Origin of the sequence: Arthrobacter sp. HMSC06H05, from assembly GCF_001807395.1 — a bacterium.
Classification (GTDB): domain Bacteria; phylum Actinomycetota; class Actinomycetes; order Actinomycetales; family Micrococcaceae; genus Pseudoglutamicibacter; species Pseudoglutamicibacter albus.
In genome coordinates this window covers 65,709-90,782 of record NZ_KV788980.1, presented here as the reverse complement: position 1 = coordinate 90,782, position 25,074 = coordinate 65,709, and the positions used below count along the sequence as shown (strand labels likewise).

General features: G+C 57.2%; 22 protein-coding genes and 1 tRNA gene. 14 read left to right on the top strand and 9 right to left on the bottom strand.

What is annotated here, in order from left to right; all coding sequences use genetic code 11:
- The coding region (locus HMPREF3160_RS09830) for an MFS transporter (protein ID WP_176744702.1) at positions 1-632 on the top strand (632 nt) is incomplete at its 5' end.
- Between the two features lie 66 nt (positions 633-698).
- Here HMPREF3160_RS09830 and HMPREF3160_RS04550 read toward each other — a convergent pair.
- Positions 699-1,643: an AEC family transporter gene (locus HMPREF3160_RS04550; RefSeq protein ID WP_256173972.1), complete on the bottom strand. Its 945-nt coding sequence runs from the start codon at positions 1,641-1,643 to the stop codon at positions 699-701.
- A 339-nt stretch (positions 1,644-1,982) separates the two neighbouring features.
- Between HMPREF3160_RS04550 and HMPREF3160_RS04545 the strand changes: the two genes are divergently transcribed.
- From HMPREF3160_RS04545 to HMPREF3160_RS04525, 5 genes are all read left to right on the top strand, one after another.
- Positions 1,983-3,053, top strand: a complete 1,071-nt coding sequence (locus HMPREF3160_RS04545; RefSeq protein ID WP_035758110.1) for an iron-siderophore ABC transporter substrate-binding protein — start codon at positions 1,983-1,985, stop codon at positions 3,051-3,053.
- 2 nt (positions 3,054-3,055) lie between these two features.
- On the top strand, positions 3,056-4,096 hold the full coding sequence (locus tag HMPREF3160_RS04540) for a FecCD family ABC transporter permease (protein WP_083285423.1): 1,041 nt from the start codon (positions 3,056-3,058) through the stop codon (positions 4,094-4,096).
- Positions 4,093-5,148 carry a FecCD family ABC transporter permease gene (locus tag HMPREF3160_RS04535; RefSeq protein ID WP_070507291.1) on the top strand — a complete coding sequence of 352 codons (1,056 nt, stop codon included), beginning with the start codon at positions 4,093-4,095 and terminating at the stop codon, positions 5,146-5,148. The genes HMPREF3160_RS04540 and HMPREF3160_RS04535 overlap by 4 nt, the downstream gene beginning before the upstream one ends.
- 104 nt (positions 5,149-5,252) lie before the next feature.
- Complete coding sequence (locus tag HMPREF3160_RS04530; RefSeq protein ID WP_070491727.1) at positions 5,253-6,056, top strand: ABC transporter ATP-binding protein; 804 nt, start codon at positions 5,253-5,255, stop codon at positions 6,054-6,056.
- Positions 6,057-6,087: 31 nt separating this feature from the next.
- On the top strand, positions 6,088-7,089 hold the full coding sequence (locus HMPREF3160_RS04525) for a siderophore-interacting protein (RefSeq protein WP_070491729.1): 1,002 nt from the start codon (positions 6,088-6,090) through the stop codon (positions 7,087-7,089).
- Positions 7,090-7,400: 311 nt separating this feature from the next.
- Here the strand turns inward: HMPREF3160_RS04525 and HMPREF3160_RS04520 are convergent, their stop codons facing one another.
- The 5 genes from HMPREF3160_RS04520 to HMPREF3160_RS04500 form a co-directional block, all read right to left on the bottom strand.
- Positions 7,401-8,231 (bottom strand): putative hydro-lyase, encoded by an 831-nt coding sequence (locus tag HMPREF3160_RS04520; RefSeq protein ID WP_070507289.1) that lies wholly within the window; start codon positions 8,229-8,231, stop codon positions 7,401-7,403.
- Positions 8,232-8,314: 83 nt separating this feature from the next.
- A complete protein-coding gene (locus tag HMPREF3160_RS04515; protein ID WP_141739836.1) occupies positions 8,315-9,466 on the bottom strand; it encodes an NRAMP family divalent metal transporter in 1,152 nt (383 codons plus the stop codon).
- Between the two features lie 547 nt (positions 9,467-10,013).
- The gene (locus HMPREF3160_RS04510; RefSeq protein ID WP_218078960.1) at positions 10,014-12,656 is read right to left on the bottom strand and encodes a DEAD/DEAH box helicase; all 2,643 of its coding nucleotides are present in this window, start codon (positions 12,654-12,656) and stop codon (positions 10,014-10,016) included.
- Positions 12,649-13,569 carry a HamA C-terminal domain-containing protein gene (locus HMPREF3160_RS04505; protein ID WP_070507285.1) on the bottom strand — a complete coding sequence of 307 codons (921 nt, stop codon included), beginning with the start codon at positions 13,567-13,569 and terminating at the stop codon, positions 12,649-12,651. The genes HMPREF3160_RS04510 and HMPREF3160_RS04505 overlap by 8 nt, the downstream gene beginning before the upstream one ends.
- A gap of 31 nt (positions 13,570-13,600) precedes the next feature.
- Positions 13,601-13,789 carry a hypothetical protein gene (locus HMPREF3160_RS04500; protein WP_256173971.1) on the bottom strand — a complete coding sequence of 63 codons (189 nt, stop codon included), beginning with the start codon at positions 13,787-13,789 and terminating at the stop codon, positions 13,601-13,603.
- Between the two features lies 1 nt (position 13,790).
- Here HMPREF3160_RS04500 and HMPREF3160_RS04495 point away from each other — a divergent pair, with 1 nt between their 5' ends.
- From HMPREF3160_RS04495 to HMPREF3160_RS04465, 7 genes are all read left to right on the top strand, one after another.
- Complete coding sequence (locus tag HMPREF3160_RS04495; protein ID WP_256173970.1) at positions 13,791-14,249, top strand: recombinase zinc ribbon domain-containing protein; 459 nt, start codon at positions 13,791-13,793, stop codon at positions 14,247-14,249.
- Complete coding sequence (locus HMPREF3160_RS04490; RefSeq protein WP_070507283.1) at positions 14,246-15,823, top strand: recombinase family protein; 1,578 nt, start codon at positions 14,246-14,248, stop codon at positions 15,821-15,823. The genes HMPREF3160_RS04495 and HMPREF3160_RS04490 overlap by 4 nt, the downstream gene beginning before the upstream one ends.
- 85 nt (positions 15,824-15,908) lie before the next feature.
- On the top strand, positions 15,909-17,696 hold the full coding sequence (locus HMPREF3160_RS04485; RefSeq protein ID WP_070507282.1) for an ABC transporter ATP-binding protein: 1,788 nt from the start codon (positions 15,909-15,911) through the stop codon (positions 17,694-17,696).
- 152 nt (positions 17,697-17,848) lie between these two features.
- Positions 17,849-19,441 (top strand): ABC transporter ATP-binding protein, encoded by a 1,593-nt coding sequence (locus tag HMPREF3160_RS04480; protein ID WP_256173969.1) that lies wholly within the window; start codon positions 17,849-17,851, stop codon positions 19,439-19,441.
- Between the two features lie 36 nt (positions 19,442-19,477).
- Positions 19,478-20,074 carry an MptD family putative ECF transporter S component gene (locus HMPREF3160_RS04475; protein WP_035757768.1) on the top strand — a complete coding sequence of 199 codons (597 nt, stop codon included), beginning with the start codon at positions 19,478-19,480 and terminating at the stop codon, positions 20,072-20,074.
- Entirely contained in the window at positions 20,067-20,753 is a 687-nt protein-coding gene (locus tag HMPREF3160_RS04470; RefSeq protein WP_035757771.1) for an energy-coupling factor transporter transmembrane component T family protein, read from the top strand. The genes HMPREF3160_RS04475 and HMPREF3160_RS04470 overlap by 8 nt, the downstream gene beginning before the upstream one ends.
- Positions 20,750-22,141 (top strand): ABC transporter ATP-binding protein, encoded by a 1,392-nt coding sequence (locus HMPREF3160_RS04465; protein ID WP_070507279.1) that lies wholly within the window; start codon positions 20,750-20,752, stop codon positions 22,139-22,141. The genes HMPREF3160_RS04470 and HMPREF3160_RS04465 overlap by 4 nt, the downstream gene beginning before the upstream one ends.
- Before the next feature lie 149 nt (positions 22,142-22,290).
- Here the strand turns inward: HMPREF3160_RS04465 and HMPREF3160_RS04460 are convergent.
- The 3 genes from HMPREF3160_RS04460 to HMPREF3160_RS04450 form a co-directional block, all read right to left on the bottom strand.
- Positions 22,291-22,364 (bottom strand) — tRNA-Gly (locus HMPREF3160_RS04460).
- Positions 22,365-22,499: 135 nt separating this feature from the next.
- Positions 22,500-23,246, bottom strand: a complete 747-nt coding sequence (locus HMPREF3160_RS04455) for an SseB family protein (protein ID WP_070507277.1) — start codon at positions 23,244-23,246, stop codon at positions 22,500-22,502.
- Positions 23,247-23,292: 46 nt separating this feature from the next.
- Positions 23,293-24,219, bottom strand: a complete 927-nt coding sequence (locus tag HMPREF3160_RS04450; protein ID WP_070491917.1) for a M15 family metallopeptidase — start codon at positions 24,217-24,219, stop codon at positions 23,293-23,295.
- A gap of 218 nt (positions 24,220-24,437) precedes the next feature.
- Here HMPREF3160_RS04450 and dcd point away from each other — a divergent pair, with 218 nt between their 5' ends.
- On the top strand, positions 24,438-25,019 hold the full coding sequence (gene dcd / locus HMPREF3160_RS04445; protein WP_070507275.1) for a dCTP deaminase: 582 nt from the start codon (positions 24,438-24,440) through the stop codon (positions 25,017-25,019).
- The last annotated feature ends 55 nt before the right edge of the window (positions 25,020-25,074 follow it).

Below are 25,074 nucleotides of genomic sequence, written 5' to 3'. Positions count from 1 at the left end.
AGGTTGTTGAGGGCATCAAGTATGTTGCGCAGCGGCCTACGCTCATCATGATTATGGTGCTCGCGTTTGTGGTGGGTTCGTTTGGGCTGAATTTCCCGGTGTTCAATTCGGTTATGGCTACCACGGTGTTCGATGCGGATGCCGAGGTGTTCGGTTTGCTCGGCACAATCCAGGCGTGCGGTACGTTGGCTGGCGCGTTGATGGCGGCGCGGAGGCAGGGTTCGCGGCTGAAGTTTGTGGTGGGTGGCGCGATCGGTTTCGGTATCACTGTGATCGCCGCGTGTGCGGCTCCGTGGTTGTGGCTGTATGCGATCATGCTGATCCCGACCGGCTGGGCGGCCGTGACGTTCTTGAATTCGTGCAATGTGACGTTGCAGATGACGGTGGACCCGCGGTATCGCGGACGCGTGATGGCGCTGTACATGGTTTTGGTCATGGGTGGCACGCCGCTTGGTGCGCCTTTGATGGGGTGGCTGGCCGAGATCTTGGGTGCCCGCGCGTCTGTTTTCTTGGCGGGGCTGATTTCGTTGGTGGCTGGTTTGTGGGGCCTGTGGCATTGGAACCGGCACGCACCGCAAGGCGAGTTGCGGCGCCGTGTGCGCCGCATCCGGGTCCGCTTCATGGGCCGCTGAGCACCAACAGTTACATGGCCTGCTGGGCCGCTGCCGCATCGTACGCCGACTGCGTGGGACGGGCGCTCACCCGAACAGCATCGCGCAGATGAACATGAGCGGCACCCCGAGCAGTGTGGAGAGCAGTACGGTGTCTTTCGCGGTGACCATGCCCTGGTTGTAGTGGGTTGCGGTCACGAACACGTTCTGGGCGGTGGGGAGCACACCGAGGATTACGGCCATGAAGATGCCGGCGGAGTCGAGCTGGAAAACGAAGGCGGCCAGCAGCCACGCGATGAGCGGGTGCACGATGAGTTTGAAGGTGAGCACGAGCATGACGTCGGTTCGGCGGCCGTTGCCGTGCTGGAGCGGCTTGGAACCCACGAGGGAGATTCCGAACGCCATGAGCATCGCCGGGACCGCGGCGCCACCGAGGATTTCGATGGGGTTCATGACGGTTTCTGGGATGGTGGCTCCGGTGGTGGCTACGATGACGCCGGCGAGTGAGGCGAGGATCAGCGGGTTGGTTGCGATGCCTTTGAGCGCGCCGACCACGCCGGAGCCGACGCGTTGGGTCTGAACATCGAGGCAGATGAGGGAGAGCGGCTGGAGGATCGCGAGCTGGAACAGCAGGACCGGCACGGAGTAGGTGGCGTCGCCGAGCACGAAGATCGCGATGGGGATGCCGAGGTTAGCCGAGTTGACCATGCCGGCTGAAAGCGCGCCCACGGTAAGTTCAGCTGACCTGCGTTTGAGGGCTAGGCATGCGATCAGCACGTAGAGCGTCATGACGGTGAACGCGCTGATCGCGGCGATGAACACTTGCGGCCCGAAGATGACAGCGACGTCGGCTCGCGCGATCGTTTGGAACAGTAGGGCAGGGTTTGCGATGAGGAACGTGAGCCGGCTGAGGACGTAGCGGCCTTCGGGGCCCAAGACGTTGAGCCTTCCGGCAATGTAGCCGACCACGATCACAACCCAGATAGCTGTGAAGCCGGACAGTACACCAAGCATCGCCGAAACGTTGCCCATTCAGCGTCTCCTTCCGCAGGCAGCCAGGTAGATCCACTGTGAGGCCTCGGCGGAGGCCTCGGCGGAGGCCTCATCTAAACCTATCTGTTTGCAGCGAAACAGCCAGTGGCCCCGACCTTCGCCAGGCAGGCTCAGACTTGTTGTTCGTGCGGTGAAGGTCTGACGTGGGCGTGCTTTGCAGCACCTCTAAGGGTCACTTCAACACATATCGACAATTTAAGTCCGACGTTGCTTCTCTTATTAGGTTAGCCTAACCTTATGTTACTCTTTCCGAAGTACAGCGAACTGCTGGACTCGGAGGCACCCACCGAAACTCTCCGCACACAACAAAGGACCGACGTGAAGAAAATCTTTAAAACCCTGACGGCCGCGGTGGCCAGCGGTGCTATTGCATTCACTATGACAGCCTGCGGAAGCAACGAGGCGAGTAGCGAAAACAACACCAGTAGCGTCAGCGCCTCGGATTCCACCACGCAGTTCCCTATAACCATCAAACACCGGTTCGGGGAGACCCCTATCAAAGAGGCTCCGCAGCGAATTGCGTGTGTCGGCTGGGCGAACCAAGAAGTCCCACTTGCTCTGGGACAGGTACCCGTTGGTATGACCAAGGCCACCTACGGCGACGATGACGACAATGGCATCCTTCCATGGGTTGAAGACAAGCTGAAGGAACTCGGCGCAGACTCCGGCGACAAGAAACCGGTGCTCTTCGATGAAACCGACGGCATTCCGTTTGAACAAGTCGCAGAAACAAAGCCCGACATTATTCTTGCCACTTACTCCGGAATCTCGAAGGAGGACTACGAAACACTCTCCAAGATTGCACCCGTCATTGCCTACCCAGACATGGCATGGGGCACATCATTGGAAGACATGGTTCTGATTAGCTCCAAGGCGATCGGTAAGGCCGATGAAGGCAAGAAGTTGTCTGAGAACCTGGATGCCACTATCGCCGACGCGCTTGAGAAATACCCGAACCTCAAGGGTAAGAAGGCACTCTTTACCACCCCCGGCAACGGCTCAGACCCATCCAAGCTTAGCTTCTACTCCACAGAAGATCCTCGTATGGGATTCCTCATGGACCACGGTCTTGCAGCGCCGAAGATCGTCGAGGAAAAGTCCAAGACTGCCGACAATTTCAGGGTAGAAGTCTCTACTGAGAACCCGGAGCAATTCGATGATGTCGATCTCATCATCTCCTACTCCTCGGGCGATAAAGCCAAGGAGGAAAAGAAGGTCAAGGATATGCAGGCAGATCCACTGCTTTCCAAGATTCCAGCGGTGAAGAACGGCAACATTGCCTTCCTTGAAGATGGCCCACTAGGAGCCTCCGCGAACCCCTCACCGCTCGCTATCCCTTGGGGCATCGACCGTTACTTCGGAGCGCTTAACGAAGGGTTGAAGAAGTAACAGTGCCAACCTCAGTCCACGCTGTTTCAGCAAAGTCCGTTCCCCGGCCTTCGATTACCACCAAGTCAGCTGTATTCGGTTTTTTGCTGATACTTGGACTGATATCGGTGGTCGTCTCGGTGATGTTTGGCGTACGCAGTATTACGTTAACCGAGGCGCTTTCCGCCTTAGGTGGATCTACCGACACCGCGGGAGAGGCAGCAGCATGGACACGCATCCCGCGCACAGTGCTAGCACTGTGCGCGGGTGCAGCGCTCGCCACCTCGGGCGTAGCATTTCAAGCTGTCACTCGAAACCCACTCGCAGACCCCGGAATATTCGGCGTTCTTGCCGGCGCTTCATTAGCAGTTGTTATCGGTATCACCTTCTTCAACATCACTCGCACGATGCCGACAATGCTGATTGCATCAATCGGTGCATTCGCGGCTGCAGTGTTTGTCTACTGCGTGGGATCAATCGGCCACGGCGGAGCCACTCCACTCAAACTAGCTCTTGCCGGAGCTGCCACGGCCGCCGCCCTATCCAGCTTGACCAGTGCCATTCTGTTGCCACGAGCCGATGTCATGGACGCGTTCCGCAACTGGCAAATCGGCTCCGTCAGCGGTGCGCAGTGGGAATCACTGAAGATCGCCTTTCCTTTGCTTGGTCTCGGATTCGTCATCGTCTTTTTAAACAGCAGCGGGCTCAACGCGCTCTCTCTTGGCGATGATGTCGCCACCGGCCTCGGCATCAACTTAACCCGTACGCGAGTCCTGACAACACTCGGCGCGGTGCTGCTCTGCGCAACCACCACTGCCGTCACTGGCCCGATTGCTTTCGTCGGTCTCATCGTCCCCCACGTTCTACGGATGGTCCTTGGGACCGACCACCGCGTTCTCATCCCAGCAAGCGCCATGACAGGAGCATTATTACTCACGCTTGCTGACACCGTTGGGCGCCTCGTCGGTGACCAATCCGAAATCGCAGTCGGCATCATCATGCCTCTCATCGGAGCCCCACTGTTTATTTGGATCGTGCGACGGACAAGGATGCGGGACCTATGACACACCTCGTTCCCGACATGCGCCCGCGGAACAGGGTCAGCGAACTAGCGAACTCTATCCAAGAACAACGTGGCAGAGCCCGAATTCGCTTTACGCTCACATTAGTGGTTCTTGCAACGCTTACGGCCGCGCTGTGGATGCTGAGCCTCATGTTTGGAGATTCCTTCTATACCCTTGCCGACGTCGTCAGCGTCATCAAGGGTGACACTGTTCCCGGTGCATCCTTCGCAGTGGGCGAACTACGTCTACCACGCGCCACGATTGCAATTGTCGCCGGCTTTGCATTTGGCGTATCAGGAATCATCTTCCAAACGATGCTCCGAAACCAGTTAGCTTCACCGGACATTATCGGTATTTCCGCTGGTGCGGCCGCTGCCGGTTCGACCATGATTGTGCTATTTCATGCCTCTCAGGCGGCCGTGTCAACGGTGGCGCTAATGGTGTCGTTAGGCGTGGCTGCGCTGACCTACCTGCTGGCGTTGAAATCGGGGTTTACTGGCACCCGCCTGATTCTGACGGGAATTGGCATTGCCGCGATGTTGCAGGCGTGGACCACCTACGTACTGTCGAAGGCTTCCGCGTGGGACCTGCCGACGGCAACACGCTGGTTGACTGGATCGTTGAATAACATGTCCTGGGAGCGCGGATTTCCGCTAGTTATTACGGTTCTAGCCGTGACGCCGTTGCTATTGATTGGCGCGCATAAGCTATCAATCTTGGAGCTTGGAGACGACGTTGCCACCTCACTCGGACTGCGCGTGAACTTGCTTCGTGGGGCTTTAGTTGTCGGAGCCGTCATGCTCATCGCAGTGGCGACATCCGCAACCGGACCAATCTCATTTGTCGCATTCATGGCAGGCCCCATCGCGATTCGGATCTTCAGGCCCGGCGCGAACCTCATAGTGCCATCAGGATTGGTCGGAGCCCTCTTAGTACTTGCCGCGGACTTAGCCGGTCAATACCTCTTCGGTACGCGTTACCCCGTCGGCGTTATTACCGGTGCATTCGGGGCCCCCTTTTTGATCTATCTGCTCGTCAGAGCATCTCGATAGCTCTACTTTGTTCATCACATTGCATGAACACCGTTTCATTCCCGGCGTATTGATGGCTGCAACCATCCCTGTCAGCAACACCTAAAACCAAGGAGTCACTCACCGTGGCCGCACAACTGAATGCTCAGTCCCTTGCTTCTGGATATGGGGAAAAACCCATCGTGAAAGACCTGACTTTGTCATTCGAGACAGGAAAGATTACTTCGATTGTCGGACCAAATGGTTGTGGCAAGTCAACGTTTCTACGGACGCTAGCTCGATTGATTCGACCATCAGCTGGAGTCGTTGAGCTGGATGGCAAGGAGCTAAGTTCCTATTCCTCCCGGGAATTGGCGAAGCGGCTCGGGCTGCTTCCACAGACGCCCATCGCTCCTGACGGCATCACTGTTGCAGACTTAGTCGGCCGTGGTCGAACCCCGTACCAGGGAATTCTCGGTCGCTGGAGTTCAGCCGACTACGACATCGTCGCCGAAGCTATGGAAGCTACCCGAGTCTCAGACCTCGCTGGGCGGTGCCTCGAAGAGCTATCCGGTGGCCAGCGTCAGCGTGTATGGATCGCAATGGCACTCGCGCAACAAACCGATGTGCTGCTTCTCGACGAACCTACAACCTACCTAGATCTAAAACACCAATTAGAAGTCCTCGATTTACTAACTGATCTCAATCATCGTCATGGCACCACCATCATCATGGTGCTGCACGACCTCAACCTGGCTGCCCGGTATTCGGATGTTCTCGTCGCCATGCGCGACGGCCGACTGCATTCCGCAGGCGCGCCTGTCGACGTGCTCACACAAGAGCTAACCAGAGAAGCGTTCGACCTCGAATCGCGGATTATTACCGATCCGGTCTCAGGGCTACCCACGGTTACGCCCATTGGGCGACATCACTCAAAACTAGCTCAGTAGATGTAAACAACTCATCAGATTAAGGATTCCTATGGGATACCAGCCACATCGCGTTCGCGTTGCCCGCACCCGACAGATTTCCCCGCACTTTCAGCGCTTAACACTTCACGGCGTGGAGAATGTCGGGCCAAAGGACACGATTCGAGACGTCCGTATCAAAGTCCTTATCCCAACCAAGGGTCAGCTTCCAGACCTGCCTGAGGAGAACTGGCTCACTGCATGGAAAGACCTTGACCCCCAAACTCGCGGTCATATCCGCACGTATTCAATCCGCGCTTTTCGACGCGACTTGTCAAACAACACTCCTGATGAACTCGACATCGATTTCGTGTTGCACCCCCATGCCGCTGGACCAGCGTCTGTTTGGGCTACAAAGGCACAGGTCGGTGACGAGCTGCTCATCATCGCACCGACACGAGACGATGAGTCCGGCCACGGCATCGAATTCGCCCCTGGAACTAGTAGCCGCATCGTGATGCTTGGAGACGAAACTGCCTTGCCGGCAATTGCCAAGACTCTGGAGGAATGGCCTGAGGGAGTACAGGGAGACGTGTTTGTTGAGATTCCATGTACAAGCGATGCTCAGCAACTAGAAGTACCGCCTGGAGTCTCAGTACAGTGGCTGGCGCGAGCGGAAGATGAGCGCGACTCTTCGGGCGAGCAGCTGTACTCCAGTCTGGTGAAGATTGTCGACAATGCGCTAAGCCAGGCCCCGCGAGAATCGCCGTCAAACGTTCTCGAAAGGAATGCATCGCCAACCACCACACCGGCAGGCGAAAATGACGCCAGCGTTCTGGTGTGGGAGACCCCAAGCTTTTCGCAGTCCGGTGAAGATATTTCCTATGGCAGAAGCGAAGACCAGGCCAACACAGAGCCCCTAGATCCGACGCTAGCCGGGACCTACTTCTGGATTGCAGGTGAGTCTTCCGTGGTGGTTCGGATGCGGAGGCTACTGGTGAAGGAATGCCAAGTTCCGAGAAATCAGGTGTCATTCATGGGGTATTGGAAGCGGGGCTACGCCGCGAAAGGATAACTATTAGACCTGTTGGGTTGCCAGCTAACAGAGGCTGAGAGTGGTTGGAGCCCAAGCTGTTCTCAAGCTACTTATGTAATGACCCCGCCAATCCGTCATGCGTTGTGGAACTCAGGAGCATATAACGGTGTCAAACATAAGCCTGCGGTGTCCAAGGGGCACGTTGTGCAGTTTTATCCACGGTACGTTGAGAACGTATGAGCCATTGGATGAATGAGACGAAACTGGAGATCGAAACTTTTGTCCTCAGAGGGACAGGGGTTATGTTTCCTGCCTCGGATGGACTCCTGCCTACTACGGGTCCCCGCCCACTAGGGAACTTGCAGGTCTGTGTTCTTGAGGTCGGTGATGAGCATGTGCCCTGGGCCGTGGCCGATCGCGAACTCGGGTTTCGACGCCATCACGGCCGCCTGCGGGGTCACACCGCACGCCCAGAACACCGGAACCGTGCCGTCAGGGATCTCCACGGGGTCCCCGAAGTCCGGCGCCCCAAGGTCCTTGATTCCGATCGCTTCCGGATGCCCCACGTGCACTGGCGCGCCGTGCACGCCCGGGTAGCGGGAGCTGATCCGCACCGCATCGGCCACACGATCCGCGGGGATGGGCCGCATCGAAACCACGAGCGGCCCCGACATCCGGCCTGCAGGTTCGCACGCGATGTTCGTGCGGTACATCGGCACGTTGCAGCCCTGCGCGATGTGTTGCACCGGGATGCCCGCCTCCAGCAGCGGCGCCTCGAACGTGAAAGAACACCCGATGATGAATGTCACGAGGTCATCGCGCCAATAATCCAGCACATCCGAAGGAGTGTCCACGAGCTCGCCATCCCGGTACACGGTGTAGGAGGGTGCGTCGGTCCGGATGTCGCCGCCGGCCAGCAACGGCCCCGAGGTGGCGCCGGCCTCCAGGACGCCGAGCACGGGGCACGGTTTCGGGTTGCGTTGCGCGAACAGCAAAACATCGAACGCCAGATCCTGCGGCACGATAAGCAGGTTGGCTTGCGCCCAACCGTCGCTGAAGCCCGCGGTAGGCCGTCGCAAGCCTGCGCGGAAGCGCGCGCGAGCTTCCGCCGGGCTCAAGCGTGCCACATCGTCGCCGGCTCCGTTGTGTGGGTCAGCGCTGTTCACCGCCGTGGGGTTCATCTGTTCTCCTTCGTCCGCCTGCTTATTCCTCCGCTTAGTACAAGCGTAGGGCCTGATGCTCTCACGCATCAGGCCCTAGCTATTTATGCCCAGAGCTTGGCGAGCCCGCCAAGCGAGTTCCATCCGAGGAACAGCGTGAGCAGCCAAGCAAACACGCCGATCAACAACAGCCACGCCGGGTACTTGTAGCCGTTGAGCAGATCGCGGCGGAACCACGCAGCGTAGAGCAACACCGTCATCGAAATAGGGAGGATCAGGCCGTTGAACGCGCCAGCGAAGATCAGCAGGGTCTGTGGCGCCTGGTTGATGATGAGGTACACGATCGCGCAGACCGCGATGAACGCGACGGTGAGGATGTTGCGCAGGCGAGGGCTCGAATCGTGCTTAGTGATGAACGAAACCGAGGTGTAGGACGCGCCGATCACGGAGGTGAGGCCGGCCGCCCACAGGATCACACCGAACATCCGCAGGCCGATCTCCCCGGCGGCGTGGTAGAACGCGTCCGCGGCAGTGTTGTCTTGCGCGAGTGTCACGCCGGTCGCAACAACTCCGAGGATCGCGAGGAACAACAGCACGCGCAGGATGCCGGTCACGATGATGCCGAGCACCGAGCTCACGGAGATCTGCCGTACAGCGTCGGGGCCTTTGATGCCGGAATCGATCATGCGGTGCGCGCCCGAGAACGTGATGTAGCCGCCCACCGTCCCGCCGATGAGCGTCGTGATGACCAGGAAATCGACTTGCTCAGGCATCACGGTGTTCTTGAGGGCCTCGCCGACGGGTGGGGCGGAGACGATCGCGACGTAGAGCATCAGCAGGATCATGATCGCGCCGAGCAGAACCACGATGCGGTCCAGGGCCATACCTGCCCGCTTGGAGAGGAAGATGAGGATTGCGATCGCCGCGGAGATCCCGCCGCCGATGCGCGGATCCCAGCCGAACATCGCGTTGACGCCGAGGCCGGTACCGCCGATGTTGCCGATGTTGAACACGAGTCCACCGATGAACACGAGGATCGCGAGGACCCACCCCACACCGGGCAGGACCTTGTTGCCGATTTCTTGCGCGCGCAGGCCGGATACGCCGATGATGCGCCACACGTTCAACTGCATCGCGATGTCCACGAGGATGGACACGAGGATCGCGAACGCGAACGCAGCGCCCAGCTGGACCGTGAAATTGGTGGTCTGAGTGATAAAACCAGGCCCGATGGCGGAGGTCGCCATCAAGAACATGGCGCCCATCAGCGCGGTACGGTTGCCCTTTGTCAGGTGCGGCTTGCCCGCCGGGGTGGTAACTGCGTCGCCGCTATTCTCATGATGTGTAGCCATGGTGCGTCCTCGAGGCTAGAAGAAAAAGAACGAGTATTTCGAGAATGCTAGCAGTAAACCGTGAGGAGAAACACAGCTGACCTAAAGGAACGCGCCACCGTGTCCCGGGATGGCTTTTCGATAGAAAAGATCCAGCCCACTCTCGACCGGAGTCGAGGCGGGCTGAACGATTACCTACACACTACCTCCCGCAGGAAGTATCCGTTAACGCAAACGCCGGCTTTGAAAAGCCGGCGTTTTTCTAGATACTTAGACGTCGAAAATGATAAAAGCCGCGTGAGTTCCTGAACCCCTTTTGACCAGGGAGTTTGTTGCTTCTGGGGCTGTTCGCTGGCGTGCTGGAGGTTCAGCTATAGGGTACTCATCGCCGTTCGGTTCGTTGGTTTGGTGCATATTTCTGGTTGAGGGGGTCTGCTGGTGGGGTTGCGTTAGCGGGTACCTAGTGCGGGGGTTAGAACATAAAATCTGGCATCGAGAAGGCTTCTGGCACGTTGTATCTGATTTCGTTGGCTTCTTTGCGGACGTTGATGTTCGAGCTTTCGAGGAGAATCGGGTTCAGGTAAGGCTTTTCTTCGTGAAGGAAGATTGCATTGGAGACGTTGGTTCGAATGTAGGTGGCGCTCTCGCGGGTGAATCCTAGCCGTTGGAGAAGGATAGTTTCCTGCTTTGTTGTGCCGTACTCGATGTACTCGTACCAGTCATTGTCGAACTGCTCTACTCCGTGGACCTTCTTGTATTCGTTGGAGAATTTGAGGAAGTAGTTCGACAGACTGAAGAGGATGACATCTTCAAGAACTTTCAGGATTTCACTGATAACGATGTTGCGGTGCTGGAGCGTGTTCTCGTAACGGATCTCTCCTTGCCCTTTGATGTAGAGCGTTCCTTGTTGCAGGCGGTACTGGAGGGCACGGTTCATGATCGAACGGAGTCCGTGACCTTCCATCCATTGTGTGAGTAATACGGTGTACCAGCGCAGCATCGTGAGTTGGTTGCTGTACTTATCTGTTTTTCCGAGTGTTTCGGGGTCGTAGACGCGCCATTTGAAGATTGAGGCGAGCCTTTGGAGAAACGCGAGAGTTTCGTCGTAGTTGAACTTCCCGTCCGGGGAGATGTGTGGGTATTTGAGTCCGGCTCGGACAGCTTGAGTTAAGGATTCTGCTTGGTCGACAGATACGTTGATGTCGTCGTCTTGTTGCCCTTCTCGGTGCGCGAAGGATTCGCGGATTTGGCTGACGGTTTGGTCGTCGAGGTAGTCGGAGAATTCTTCACGCACTAGGCTTTGACGTCCTGTGGTGATGTCGCGCAAGAGCATGAGGCCGAATTTGCGCTTCATGTTGTAGCGCTCGTAGCTTTCATCTCCCTTGGCGAACTCAATCTGTCCTTCTTGAAGATCAGCAACGACTCCTTGCTTCATTTTCTTGCTGATAATTTGTGAGTCAGTTTGCACAGATAGCTTCTGTGCAGGAACATTCGCTTGCAGGAGTTCCTTGGCCTGTCGCTCGGATGCAAGTTGGTCGCCCACGATGATGAATACGTTGCCGTAGAGGTTGAACTCGATACGCCCGACTCGGCCGATCAGGTTCTTAAAGTCGACTGCTGTCATTCCTGCTCTGCCGATTTTGTTGGTTGTGATGACGAGGTTGTCGGCGGGAAGGTTGACTCCTTGTAGAAGCGTGCTGGTACAAAATAGTGTCGAGATTTTATCTTCGCGGAACAGACCTTCGATGCGTTCGCGGATTGCTGGTGGAAGGTAGCCGATATGGTAGCTGACGCCTCTACGGATGAGACCACTGAGGTAGTAGTCCTCGTGGACGTCGCGTTCTATATCTTTTGCGAGAGCGTCCAAGTCTTTATCGTTGAGGTCTGCCAAACCCTGGGCATAGTCACGCGCCGCTTGCACTGCGTGATGTCGGGCAGCATGAAACACGATGGTTTGCCCACGATGATCTGAACCTCGTGATGATTCACTAACAAATCGGGTTACATCCTGTGCGGTAGCGTCCTGAGCTTGAAGCGAGGCTAGGTGCGTGAATTCTTGGGTGTGGTCGTTGTAACTGGAAATGGTGTTCTCGTGCAGGTTGACGAGGTATTTGAACTGCGCGACTGGCGAATACTGCGTTGCGACCGCGTTGGTCTCATTCTCGTCAGAGTTAGGATCAACCAGCCTTAGGAATACCTCTGGGTTGGGAATGTTGGGTGAAGCGAAGACGAAGTGCGGTGGCCTGTGGCGGTGTTGAAGGATTGTCACGGTTTGGTAGTAGAACGGGGCGCGGCTGTTCTTGCATGAGAGTTTGTGTGATTCGTCGAAAAAGACGTACTCGAATTCGATCGCAGGTTTGCCGATCAGAAGGTAAAGCAGACGTTCTGGGGTGAGTACGAAGATGAAGTTGTGATCGCCTTCGAGCACGATGTCACCGGCGGCACTGACGATTCGGTAGTTGTGTCGTTCTAGGTCTTCGCCAAGGTCAGCGATCAGTTTCGATCGGGTCTCGTTAATCAGCGCTTTTGACGGCACGATGATCGCAAAGTTGGCTGTCACCCCGGATTTGATCTGGTTGGTGATGAAGGTGCGCATGATGAAGGACTTGCCCAAGGATGTTGGGGCTGAGAAGGAAAACTTGCCGTCGGTGAGGCGGTCGTAGATTTTCTTTTGCGGCGCGAAGAACTTCATCGTTTTGTCACCGGGCACGGTGAGGTATTCGGCTTGGTAGGCGTTGAATGCGGCGTCGAGGATGCCTGCATCGGAAGTCACGCCCAACTGCTTCAGGCCTGGGTAGTTGCCTAGTGTGGTGAAGATTGCAGGAACGTATGCTTTCGTTTGTGCATCTTGTGGGTAGAGGATGTGGCAGAGGAGTGCGATTTCTTGCGCCCATACCCTATGCTGGTCACGGTTGGTGGGGTGGGTTGATTTCGAGAGCAGGTCTGCGAACCGCAGGGCTGCTTCAAGATCCACGTCGTATGGTTGACGATTCGCCAGCCCTAATCGATGTAAGCCGTAGTTGTGGAGCAGGTTTGCGTACAGCTGTTTGAGGAATTCGTTGGAGTCGATGTCGGAAAATACGAGATCGCCGACGGTTACTTGCTTGTCAGACATGGCTACCACCTGGCCCGTCCACGAGCCCATCCATGATTGCGACCGCGTCAACGTCTACTTCATTGAGGGGCAAAACGTAAATGTAGAACGAGTAGTTATCTAGGTTTCGGGTGTTGATCTCGTTGGCGATCATTTGGGCGTGCGCTGCGATATCACCCTGCATTTTCTGATCGAGTGCAGACCGATACTGCTGGTTGCCATAGTTCTTTGGATCTAAACCGATGTCGTAGCCCAGGAACATCGAATAGGCAGTATCGAACACGGGTGCCCCACCCGGCTTCGGGATTAGCAGATCTTTCACGTAGCTTGCTGTTGCTGGGTCGAGGGTCTTGGTGAACACGGTCTGCTCGGCGAGCTGAACCTCGTCTGAGCGATTCTGTTCTATATCTACAACGCGGTCGAATGCTGCAGTGATAGCATCCCCAATGTTGCCGACCACGCTGGAGGTTCCAAACACGATACTGCTGGTGGTTCGCTGACCGTCTGGTGTGAGTAGGTGGATGGCATCGCATTGACTACGGATTTTGCCTTGGGCTTGGTTGAGCTCGATCTTGCTCAGCACTTTGGGTGCTTCGAGGATTTGTTCGAGCAGGACGTAGAGCAAGATTTCGCCCAGCCCCATGCCGTCTTGTTGTGAACGCATCCGGTTCACCGCGTCGAGAGCGACCTCTTCGAGATCGTCTCGTTGCTTATAGCCTTCGTATTCGGCGCGGGAGAAGACGTAGCGTCCAACGTTGCGTTTGAGGAACTTGACGAGGGCTGTGTGGTCGAAGCGGTTGTTTTGGACAGACAGGTGGAACAGGCGTAACTGTTCGTCGTTTCGAAGCCCTAACGTGTTCGAATGATGCACCTCGGTGAACGTGGACGCAAACGTGTCACCGCGCAGCGTTGGCGCGATTGTCGCATGTGCCATCTCGTCTTCTCCCAAGAGGTGTCCTTCCCGCCTACAGCTTTTCGAGGATACGCACGAGCTCCGACAAAGTGACCGCCCCGTCGGGTGGGGTGACATTGTCTTCGAAGACCATGTAGTAGCGGTAGCCATTGCCGGACATGTTCGCCCACGCCCGCCCGAGCCTGATCTTGCGGTTAGAATCGTCGTTCTTCAAATGCTCGCCCTTGGTCTCGATAACCACGATGGAGCTGCCGCGATATTGGGTTGAGCAAGCCCTCCCAGCGATCATTGATGAGGTGATGTTTGACGCGGTGCAGGCAGAAATCGCGCACAGGCGTGAGGTGGGTCCGGCGGCGACCCCGTCAAAGAACACGGGCGTATTCACCGGACGGATCTGCTGCGGCGCGTGCGGGAAGAACTATCAACGCAAAACCCGCACCTACAAGTCTGGAACCTCGTATAAGTTTTGGCGCTGTTGGAGTGCCTGCACCGGGAACGGCAACCCCTGTAGGGGGCACAACCTGCGCGAAACACTCCTCGAACACGCCTGCGCAGACATGCTCGACACCCAGGGTTTCGATCCTGTCCATGTTGCTGAGCAGGTCGTGATGATCGAGGCCTTCGAGCATCAGCTCACATTCCACCTCGCGGATGGAACCATGACGCCGGTGGGGTTAACCAGTGAGGGGAGGTTGGCATGAGTCGCACCGTCACAGCGATACCCGCAACAAAGAAGCTTCGATCTGCCGCAGCCTCATCTGGTGTACCAGCACACAGGCGGGTGGCCGCGTATGCGCGAGTTTCCACCGAGATGGAAGAGCAAACCTCCTCCTACGAGGCTCAAATCGACTACTACACCACCTACATTCATTCCCGTAATGATTGGCAGTTCGCGGGCATGTACTGCGATGAGGGCATCTCTGGCACCTCCATGAAACGTCGCGAAGGTTTCCAAACCATGATCGATGACGCCCTGGCAGGCAAAATCGACCTGATCCTCACCAAGAGTGTGTCCCGGTTCGCACGCAACACCGTCGACTCGCTCACTACCGTGCGCAAGCTCAAAGACGCAGGCGTCGAGGTTTATTTTCAGAAAGAAAATATTTACACTTTTGACGCCAAAGGCGAGCTATTGATCACGATCATGAGCTCACTGGCGCAAGAAGAATCCCGCTCGATCTCCGAGAACGTCACCTGGGGGCACAGGAAGCGTTTTCAAGATGGGAAAGTCATGGTGCCCTACAAATCCCTACTCGGATACAAGAAAGGAGCAGACGGCAGCCTCGTCATCGACGAAACCCAAGCTCCGACCGTCAGGCTGATCTACCAGCTGTTCCTTGACGGGATGGCCATCAGCGAAATCAAAACCGAACTCGCTGCCCGCAAGATCCTCACCCCACGCGGGAAAGAAGTGTGGTCGACATCGACAGTGCGCTCCATCCTGTCGAACGAGAAATACAAAGGCGACGCCCTGCTGCAAAAGACGTTCACCACCGATTTCCTTACTAAAAAGATGAAGGTCAACGAAGGCGAAGTACCCCAATACTACGTAACAGGCAACCACGAGCCGATTATTGCTCCACGCATCTGGGATCAAGTGCAATACGAGCTCGCCACCAGGCATGGCAACATATCGTCAGCGAAAGTCGGCTTGTTCTCCACCCGGCTCAAATGTGCTCGGTGTGGGGTGTGGTATGGGCGTAAGACGTGGGCGTCGAACACGAAATACAAGTACACAGTCTGGCAATGCAACCACAAATACACAGACGAACATCCCTGCAGCAGCGCGACGGTGAAAGACGAGCAGATCAAGGATTCTTTCGTGCAAGCGCTCAATCAACTGATCGCCCGCCGTCCGCAGCAAGGCCAGCTACCGCAGGTGCTTGGCGACATGTTCGGTACGAGCCGTTTGGAAGAACAGGCCGCTGCCTGCCAAACAAAAATCGTGGAGCTGACCGAGCAGATCGAGGCGCTGATTGCGGAAAACCAGCGGTATGCGCTCAACCAGGACGCCTACCAAGCCCGCTACACCGAACTCGATACTATCTACCGTAAGACGCTCGCACGTAAAACAAGCCTGGAAGCAGATATCGCAGCGAACACCGCCAAGCACGCCGCCATCACCACAGCCCTAGGCGATTTGACGGGCGAACCTGTGAGCGAGTTCCGCCCCTCACAGTGGAGCGCTCTCATCGACCACGCCATCGTAGACGAGGACGGGATCCGGTTCGTGTTCCGCACCGGTGAACAGGTGAGGATTGCCCTGAAAGGGTGATGCTCATATCAGTTGACGTGCACGGTTAGGTACACCTCCCAGAAATAAAGTAAGGTTACCCTTACCTAATAAGGATGGTGTTTGCGTGGACGATAGTGTAATTGATCAGGTTGTTGAAGGCGAGTATGGGTCGGCGAAGGAAAAATCTGTCGCTGGCCAGAACGCGATTCGTCAGCTATCGCAGCCGGTGAAAGGCAAGCTGTTTGTCGCGCAGGTCTTAGCGTTCGCCTCTGGTGTGTTGGCTATCGCACCCTATGTGGCTTTGGTGGAGCTGGGAGCTGCGCTGATGCAAGACCGGGTGGACCCGGCGCGGGTGAACTGGATCGTGATGCTCCTTGTTTCTGCTTACATGGCCCGGTTGACTTTGTATTTTGTTGCGTTGGGCGTGACGCATTTTATTGACCTGTCGTTGCGTAACCAGATGCGCCGCCAGATTGCCGCCCGCATGTCGACTGCTCCGTTGTCGTGGTTTACCCGCGAGGGTGAGGGGAAGATCCGCAAGACCATTCAGGATGATACGGCCACGGTGCACACAGTGATCGCGCACGGGCCGATTGAGAAACTGAACGCGATCGTATCCCCGCTCGCCTTGTTGGCCTATGCGTTCGTGGTGGATTGGCGACTCGCTCTGCTGTCGATCGCGACGATTCCGATCTATGTGGGCATGTATGGCATGTCGATGCGTGGGATGAATGAGAAGACCGCACAAATGGACACCAAGCTCGCTCAGGTTTCGGCAACGATGGCCGAGTTCGTTGCCGGTATCTCAGTGGTGAAAGCGTTCGGCAAGGTCGGCCAAGCACATAAAGCCTATTTAGATGCAGCTAACGAGTTTTCTAAGTTCTACCGGGCGTGGTGCATGCCGCTGGTGTCGATGTCGGTCGCCTCATTTTCGTGGGTGTCGATCCCGGTGTTGTTGATCGTGAACCTTGGCGGTGGCGCGTTGATGATGAACGCCGGTTGGGTGAGCATCTACGAGGTGATAACGACGACGTTGATCGCCTTGGTGTTGCCGGGAGCGTTGATGGCAGTCGCAACCATCGCCTGGTCGTACCAGCTCGCAGGGTCTGCGGCAGTGAGGCTGGTGAACGTCATGGAGCTACCGGCATTGCCTCAGCCAGATATGCCGCAGACGCCAAAGGGTCATGGTATCGAGATTCGGGGTGTGTCGTATGCCTATGACGAGACCCAAGCGTTAGACGAGGTGAGTTTGAGCATTCCGGCAGGCACGGTGACCGCGCTGGTTGGGCCTTCGGGCGCGGGAAAGTCGACGTTGGCGAGTTTGATTGCCCGCTTCGATGATCCAGATGCTGGCACGATCACTATTGGCGGGGTTGATCTAAAGAGCATTTCCCAGGATGTGTTGTATTCGACGGTCGCATTCGTCCTGCAAGATGCACAGCTTATTCGCGACACCATTCGAAACAACATCGCTCTTGGCGCGCCAGACGCAACCTTGGATCAGGTGCGGCAGGCGGCGCGGGCGGCGCAGATCGACGAGTTCATCATGAGCCTGCCAGATGGTTACGACACTGTGTTGGGTGAGGATACCCACGTTTCGGGCGGGCAGGCAGCCCGTATCGCGATCGCCCGGGCGCTCATGGTTGATGCCCCAGTGTTGGTGCTGGATGAGGCGACGGCGATGGCGGACCCGGAATCGGAATCGAAAATCCAACAAGCTCTCTCGACTCTTGCCAAAGGCAGAACCGTGATTGTGATCGCCCACCGACTGGCCTCGATCAGGGGCGCGGATCAGATTGTCGTCATGGAACGCGGGCGCATTGCTGTGGTCGGTAAACACGACGAGCTGTTGGGTAATGCGCACTATCAGGCACTTCTTGCCCAAGGTGCATGCGAGGAGATGACACGATGAATCAACTATTGCTGCCACGCTTTAAGCGTTTGATGGAACCCGCCTCGTGGCGAGACCTCTCGGTCGGTCAAGCGTGGGGTGCGGTCTCAGGACTGTGTCACGGCTTTGCCCTGCTGACTCTGCTTCCCGCAGCAAGCGCCCTAGCGACCGGAATGCCGGTGTGGGGGCTGTCGTTTTGGGGCTGGCTCATCGCCTTGGCGGTAATCGCGATGCTGGGCGTGGGCACGGAGTTTTATGGCATGCGCACCGGCTATATCGGCGCGCTCGGGTTCATTCACGACGTACACCAAGCGGTCGGCAACAAGGTAGCCCGCCTACCGTTGGGAGTGTTTGATTCGGGTAGTTCTGGACGGCTGTCGCGCATGGTCACCCAGGAAATGATGAACTTGGGCGAGTCGGCGGCACATTTCATTTTCTCCCTCGTCCAAAAACTCTCAGCCGTGCTGGTGATCACTGTGGGCACGTGGTTCTGGGATTGGCGACTGGGACTGACCTTGACGATCGCCTTCCCGATCATGCTCGCCTTCCTTCATATCTCCCGTGTGCTTCTCGATAAGGGCAAACAGGTTTCCGAACCAGCAGAATCGGAGCTGGCGGCTCGCATGGTCGAATTCTCCACCTGCCAAGGCGCGCTGCGCTCCTGCCATGTCGCCGACGACTACCCGGCCCTTGATCGGGCATTCAAACAGGCTGACCGCAAAAGCCGCAAAGCACTGTGGATCGAAACATTAGCGAACCTGATAAACGGAATGTTCGTCCAAGCCCTTGTCGTGGTAATGATTTGGCTGACCGCCCAACTCGCCCTCGGCGGGCAGATGAATGCGTTGAACGCTGTGGTCACCATCGGCATGTGCCTGCGGTTCACCACCATGCTCCAAGACATCGGTGGCTGCATGACCGGGCTGGAAGAACGCCGCCAGCAAATGAATCACGTCGACAAGATCATGGACGCTCCCGAACTGTCCGAACCCGATGTCTCCACACCGGTGAGCGCTCCTGGTGATGTTCGTTTCGAGGACGTCGCCTTCGGCTACGATCCGGACACCCCGGTTCTTTGTGATATTTCCTTCCATGTCCCGCAAGGCGGCATGTGTGCCCTGGTTGGCCCTTCCGGCTGCGGAAAAACCACAATCGCGAGGTTGGTTGCACGTTTCTGGGATGTGCAGTCCGGCAGCGTATACGTTGGCGGGGTTGATGTGCGCGAGCAGACCACCGAAGATTTGATGCGCCAGGTGTCTCTCGTTTTCCAAGACGTCTATTTATTCAATGACACGCTCGAAGCCAACATTCGCCTTGGCAACCCAGAAGCTACCGATGAAGAAATCAGGTGGGCCGCTGACCTGTCGGGCGTGACCGAAATCGTCAACCGGCTCCCAGACGGCTGGAATTCATTGGCGGGTGCTGGCGGGCGCGCACTGTCAGGTGGGGAACGCCAACGCGTCTCTATCGCCCGCGCCTTGGTGAAGAAGGCCCCGATCGCGCTGTTCGATGAGGCCACCAGCGCGTTGGATGCGGAAAATGAAGCCAACATTGTTGCGGCGATGAACGAGCTACGCAAGCACTCCACACTGATCGTGATCGCCCACAAACTTGAAACCATTCGCCAAGCTGACCAAATCATTGTGCTCTCCCACGGTGGGCGTATCGCCCAGCGCGGGTGCCACGACGAGCTGGTCAACCAGCCAGGTCAATACCGCGATTTCTGGCAAGAGCGCATCAACGCCGCCGGATGGCAACTCGTCTAAAACACAGCACTGTTCACAATCATGAAAGGAATAACTATGTCCACACCCACGTCCTCGCGCCTAAACACGCGCGACTTCATCAATATCGGCGTCTTCACCGCTTTGATGTTTGTCATCGTGTTTGCATTCGGAATGCTCGGGTTCATTCCGGCTGCCATGTATGCCGGTTTCTTACTCTCCATTCTCGTCAACGGCACCGTGTTCGCGCTGTTTACTGCCCGCACTCCGAAGATGGGGGCATTGACAATCATGCTGATCCTCATCGAAGTCCTCTTCTTCGTAACGGGTCACTGGGTGGGAGGAATTGCGATCGCCGCTGTGTTCGGCCTGCTCGCTGACTTGGTGATCACCAAGGGGCCGAAGAGCGTGAAAGTTCGTGTCCCGCTGGCATATGCACTGTTTATCCTGCCGATCTATGTTTCCCCGTGGATTCCGCTATTTATGAACCAAGACGCATATATGTCGCAGATCGCCGAACAAATGGGTGCCGAGTATGCCGCGAAGATGGCGCAGGTTGTCACGATTCCGATTCTGTTGGGCTTCTTCGTCGTGATGCTCATCGTTGGCTGGCTTGCTGGTCTGTTGGGAACCCGGGTGGCGCGCAAACACTTTGAACGGGCCGGTCTTGTCTAAACTTCCCGACCCGCGCACGATTATCGTAGCGCTCGTCATCGTCTCCACCACGATCTACAGTGCCTACTCGCCGTGGTTCGTGTGTGCTCTGGGCGGATTCGCCGCCGTGATGCTGGCGAGCGCTACGATCAACCCCAACACGCTCGTGCGCCCGAGCTGGGTTGCCGTCTACCTGGCCACGTTTGCGGCTCTCGGCACACTCGTCTTCGTGATACCACTGGTGTGGAAGTCAACGGCCAGCGCGTTCCTCGTGCTGTTTTTGCAGTGGATGTGGCGATTCAGTGTCAGCGCAGGAATGGGAGCCTACGCGATCGGTGTGATCCGACCTGCCACCTTGCAAAAAGCACTCGCCAGCTCACGAATCCCGACCTGTTTCACGATCCCGATCTCAGTCGCGTTACGTGTGCTGCCCGTGATCGGCCACGAGGTTAAAGCGATCTCAGATGCCATGAAATTACGCGGCATGTCCGCGCTTTCCCTGCGTGCGGCCCAGTACTTCACAATCCCGCTGCTATCGACCGTGGTACGCAGCGGAGACGAACTGGCATCTGCTGCCCTTGTACGCGGACTGGGCGGAACCGCAAAGCCCACCTCAGTCACGGTCGTGAAATTCCGTGTGATCGACGCGGTCATTCTGCTCATCGTTATCAGCTTCGCGATATGGAGAATCGTCCTATGACAACAGCCCAAGCAACTGGGGTCACCTTCACCTATCGGGGAGCAGACCACCCCTCAATCAATGACGTAACCATCACCATCACACCTGGAACCGTCACCTTGCTGTGTGGTGCGTCAGGGTCGGGGAAAACCACCGCGTTGCGGCTGTTTAACGGGCTCATCCCGCACTTCCACGACGGCGACCTTACCGGAAGCGTCACAGTCGACGACATTGACGTGGCACGAGTAGATCTATCAGAGCTTGCCCACCACTGTTCGACAGTGTTTCAAAACCCGCGCACCCAGTTCTACACCACCCACGTGCGCCAAGAACTCGCCTTCGGCCCAGAAAACCTCGGCCGCGACCCTCAAGAGATTTGTGCCCGCATTGACGAGGTTGCAGCCGAGTTAGGTATCGCCGACCTGTTGGAATCCCGCGTCACACAACTGTCGGGTGGGCAGATGCAACGCGTGGCCTGCGCCGTCGCCATGTGCAACAACACGTCGCTGATCGTGTTCGACGAACCGACCGCGAACTTGTCCGCTGACGTTATCGACCAACTCGCCACACTCATCGCCAGGCTCAAAGCAGACGGACACACCATCATCATTGCTGAACACCGGCTAAGTTTCCTTTCCGGGATTGCTGACCGTGTCTACTGCTTCGACAAAGGCAACATCGCCCTCACCGCAACCGGCGAGGAGTTTTATGCCATGCCAGATGAGGAGCGTAAACAGCTTGGGCTGCGATCCCTAGTGACTGTGCCTATGCCACAACTTCCGGAACCGGCAGGAGATGGGCTTGAGATTGACAACCTCACCTTCGCCTACCGCCACGGAAACACGGTTCTCAACATCGGCCATCTGCTCTTCCCGGCAGGGAAAATCACCGCACTGTTAGGCCCGTGCGGGTCAGGCAAATCAACACTGGCACGCATCATCTGCGGACTCGAAAAAGCCAAAGGTGCATCCATCACACTCAATGGGCAAAAATTCACCAGCCGGGACGCATACCTTGTCATGCAAGATCCCACCCGGCAGCTATTCTCAGACACAGTCATTGACGAAGTTACGCTCGGGGCAACCAGAGTCGAAAAACAACACATCGACGCCCACGCGATCCTTAAAGAACTCGACCTCACCGACCACGAGTCCGATCATCCGCAAGCACTGTCTGGTGGGCAACGCCAACGCCTTGTCATCGTCACAGCACTTGCTGCGAACAAGAAGGTCTACATCTTCGACGAGCCGACATCAGGTGTGGGCTACAAGCACCTCGTCGCGATCTCACAAGTGATGCGCAAACTCGCTGATACCGGTGCCGTCGTCATCGTCATCACCCACGACGCTGAACTCGTTACCGAAGCCGCCGACCATAGCGTCCGCCTCGACCAAATCAACGCCTGCTAACGCAAACGCTCGCTCAGTCGAAAGAGAGGAAAGCATTTCCGCAGGTCAGGGCAAACGCGCTATACACTCGCTAACGCAAGCGATTTTTCACACCCCCCTAAGCGATACTCGCTAACGCAAAAGGGTACTTATCAAATCCGACGTCTAAGTGGAGCGGGTGACGGGAATCGAACCCGCGTCGCTTGCTTGGGAAGCAAGAGCTTTACCATTAAGCTACACCCGCGTGCGTTCACCTGACTCGGTGAACTCTCCGATTCTGGCACGGCACGCATCGTTTTCCAAAACGTGTTGCGGCCACAACCGTAACTCAAGCGTGGAGGAAGACGGCCGGCGCCAGGACAAGAAGCCTTGCCGCGGGTTAGCTGTTGAGGACCTCGCGGATATTCTCAACAGACTCCGCATCCAGCACGAGCCCGATGGGGTGGCCAGGGTTGATCGCGATACCCACGCCTACAGCCTGCTGGAACGCCTGCAAACCCGGCATGCGGACCGCGTACGGCGCCATGTGAACAAACTGCTGGGCAACACGGGCAGGGTGAGTGAACACCGCGAGCACGGTCTTCTCGTTGGGGCCCTGCAACAGCAGCGGCTGAACTTCCTGCTGCTCATCCGTAACCTCTTCCTCGGTGAGGAAGAACAGGTTCGCGGCGGCGATCTTGGAGAGCACCTCGTTGCTAGCCAGCTTGCCCTCAGAACCCTCGAGAATCACACGCTCAATGTCATTGAACGGCTCAAGCTCGCTCGCATCCAGAACACGCTCACCGTCTTCAGGCTCAGCAGCTTCCGTCTCGTCAGCGTGCTCATCACCCTGGAACTGTTCAGCCTGCTCGGCAGACTCAGTATCCTCGAGCTGCTCCGCCGGCTCCTCATCCTTAGCAAGCCCAGCGTCCTCAGCAAGTCCAGCATCCTCAACCGGCTCAACATCTTCAACCTGCGCGGCCGCTTCAGCTGGCACGGACTCTTCCGTCTGCGCGGCTTCCTCAGCGTGCTCGGCTTCTTCTTGTTGCACTGGCTGTTCAGCCGGGGTCACCTGATCCAGCTGTTCAGGCTGTTCTACCTGCTCAGGCTGTTGGTTCTCGTGTGAGTCTGGCTCATGTGTGCTCATAGTTCCAACCTACCGGAGCTCAACCCCACCGTGAGCAAACGACGCACTATTTATCAGGCTTCCATTTGTAGTGTTCCTCGAGTGTTAGCCCTTTCGTTGTGAGCTCTTTAGCGAGGTCCACCCCTACGTAGCGCAGATGCCACGGCTCGGGCCAGTAGCCGGTGATGTCGCTTTTACCTTCCGGGTATCGGATCACGAAACCATATTTGTGCGCGTTTTTGGCGACCCACTGGCCGGCCTCCGTGTTGCCGAAGCATCGCCGCAGTTTACAGATCCCATCGGTCACGTCCACGGCCAGCCCTAGTTGGTGCTCGCTCGTGCCGGGTGCTGCGGAAACCGAATCCGCGTGTTGCTGCCCGTATGTCGCTTTCCAATGGTTATATGTGGCCGCCTGCTGGCTGTATGACCTGTAACCGCTGATGGGATGGAACCTCACGCCCGTGGCCGCCGCGGCGTCCCGCATCTTCTTATACGCCTTCGCCGCCTCGCTACGCAGGCTCTGCCCGCTACCGATACTCACGAGGTCGGTCGGCGCGTACGTCAACGGCTCTATGGGGCGCTTCTTATTCGCCAGAACCTCGATGTTCTTGGGGTCACTCGGGATCTCGGGGCTGCCTCCCGCGGAGTCTTTCGAGTCCTTATCGTTCGGCTTCTTTGAACGCTTCTGTTTCTTCTCGCGCTCTTTTGACTCAGATTCTGAAGCCGGGGCGGTGACCTCCGGCCCTGCGATACTGCCGCGATCATCGTCAGCGCCACGCCCATCACTATCAGTGCCCGATGCGTTCGCTCCGGCCCGCTGCTTCGTGTCGCTGAACGCCCCGGTTGAGGTGCCCGAAGCATCGTTGGTAGGGCCAGATGTGAAGCGGGGGAGAACGAACACCAAGACCAGCGCGAGAACAGCCAGCATCGCACCCGCAGGAATAACCCAGCGCGGGATGCGCTGTGTCGACGCCGCAGCATGCCTGCCTACCACGAGCTGATCCTCCTGGTTAAGTGCTGGTTTAGTGCCGGTTGAATGGGCGCAACGTGAACGCGTTCGGTCGGAAACGCCGCACCCGCTACGCACCTCTTTACTATGTCAGATTAAAGGGCGCCGGTTAATGCCGCCGATGCAGCTGCCGAGGTTCCGAAATTCCTTGCGGGAATGCAACCCTCACGCCGGCGAGCGTGCACACGCGATATTCTGGGCCTGTGTTGCTCTCAGATGGTGATATTCGTAAGGCCCTAGATTCCGGTAAGATCGCGCTCGAACCACGAGGCGAGGACATGGTCCAGCCTTCCAGCGTGGATGTGCGCCTGGACCGCTACTTCCGGTTGTTCGACAACCACAAGTACCCCTACATCGACCCCTCAACAGAGCAAGCGGAACTGACCCGCCTGGTTGGAGTTGATGCGGACGAGCCGTTCATCTTGCACCCCGGTGAATTCGTGCTGGGCGCCACGTACGAAAAAGTGACCCTCCCCGGCGATATCGCTGCCCGTCTCGAAGGTAAATCCTCACTCGGCAGGCTCGGTCTGCTGACCCACTCGACCGCAGGGTTCATCGACCCAGGCTTCTCCGGGCACGTCACCTTGGAACTATCCAACATGTCGACCCTGCCGATCATGCTGTGGCCCGGCTCCAAAGTGGGGCAGCTGTGCTTCTTCCAGCTCTCCTCACCCGCCGAACACGCATACGGAACCGGCCCATACCTCAACCGCTACCAGGGTCAGCGCGGCCCTACAGCCTCGCGTTCACACCTGAACTTCCACCGCACCCGCATCGAAGACTAGGCAACATAGAAGACTAGGCGGCATCGAATACTAGGCAGCCCGCGGCGTTTCCATG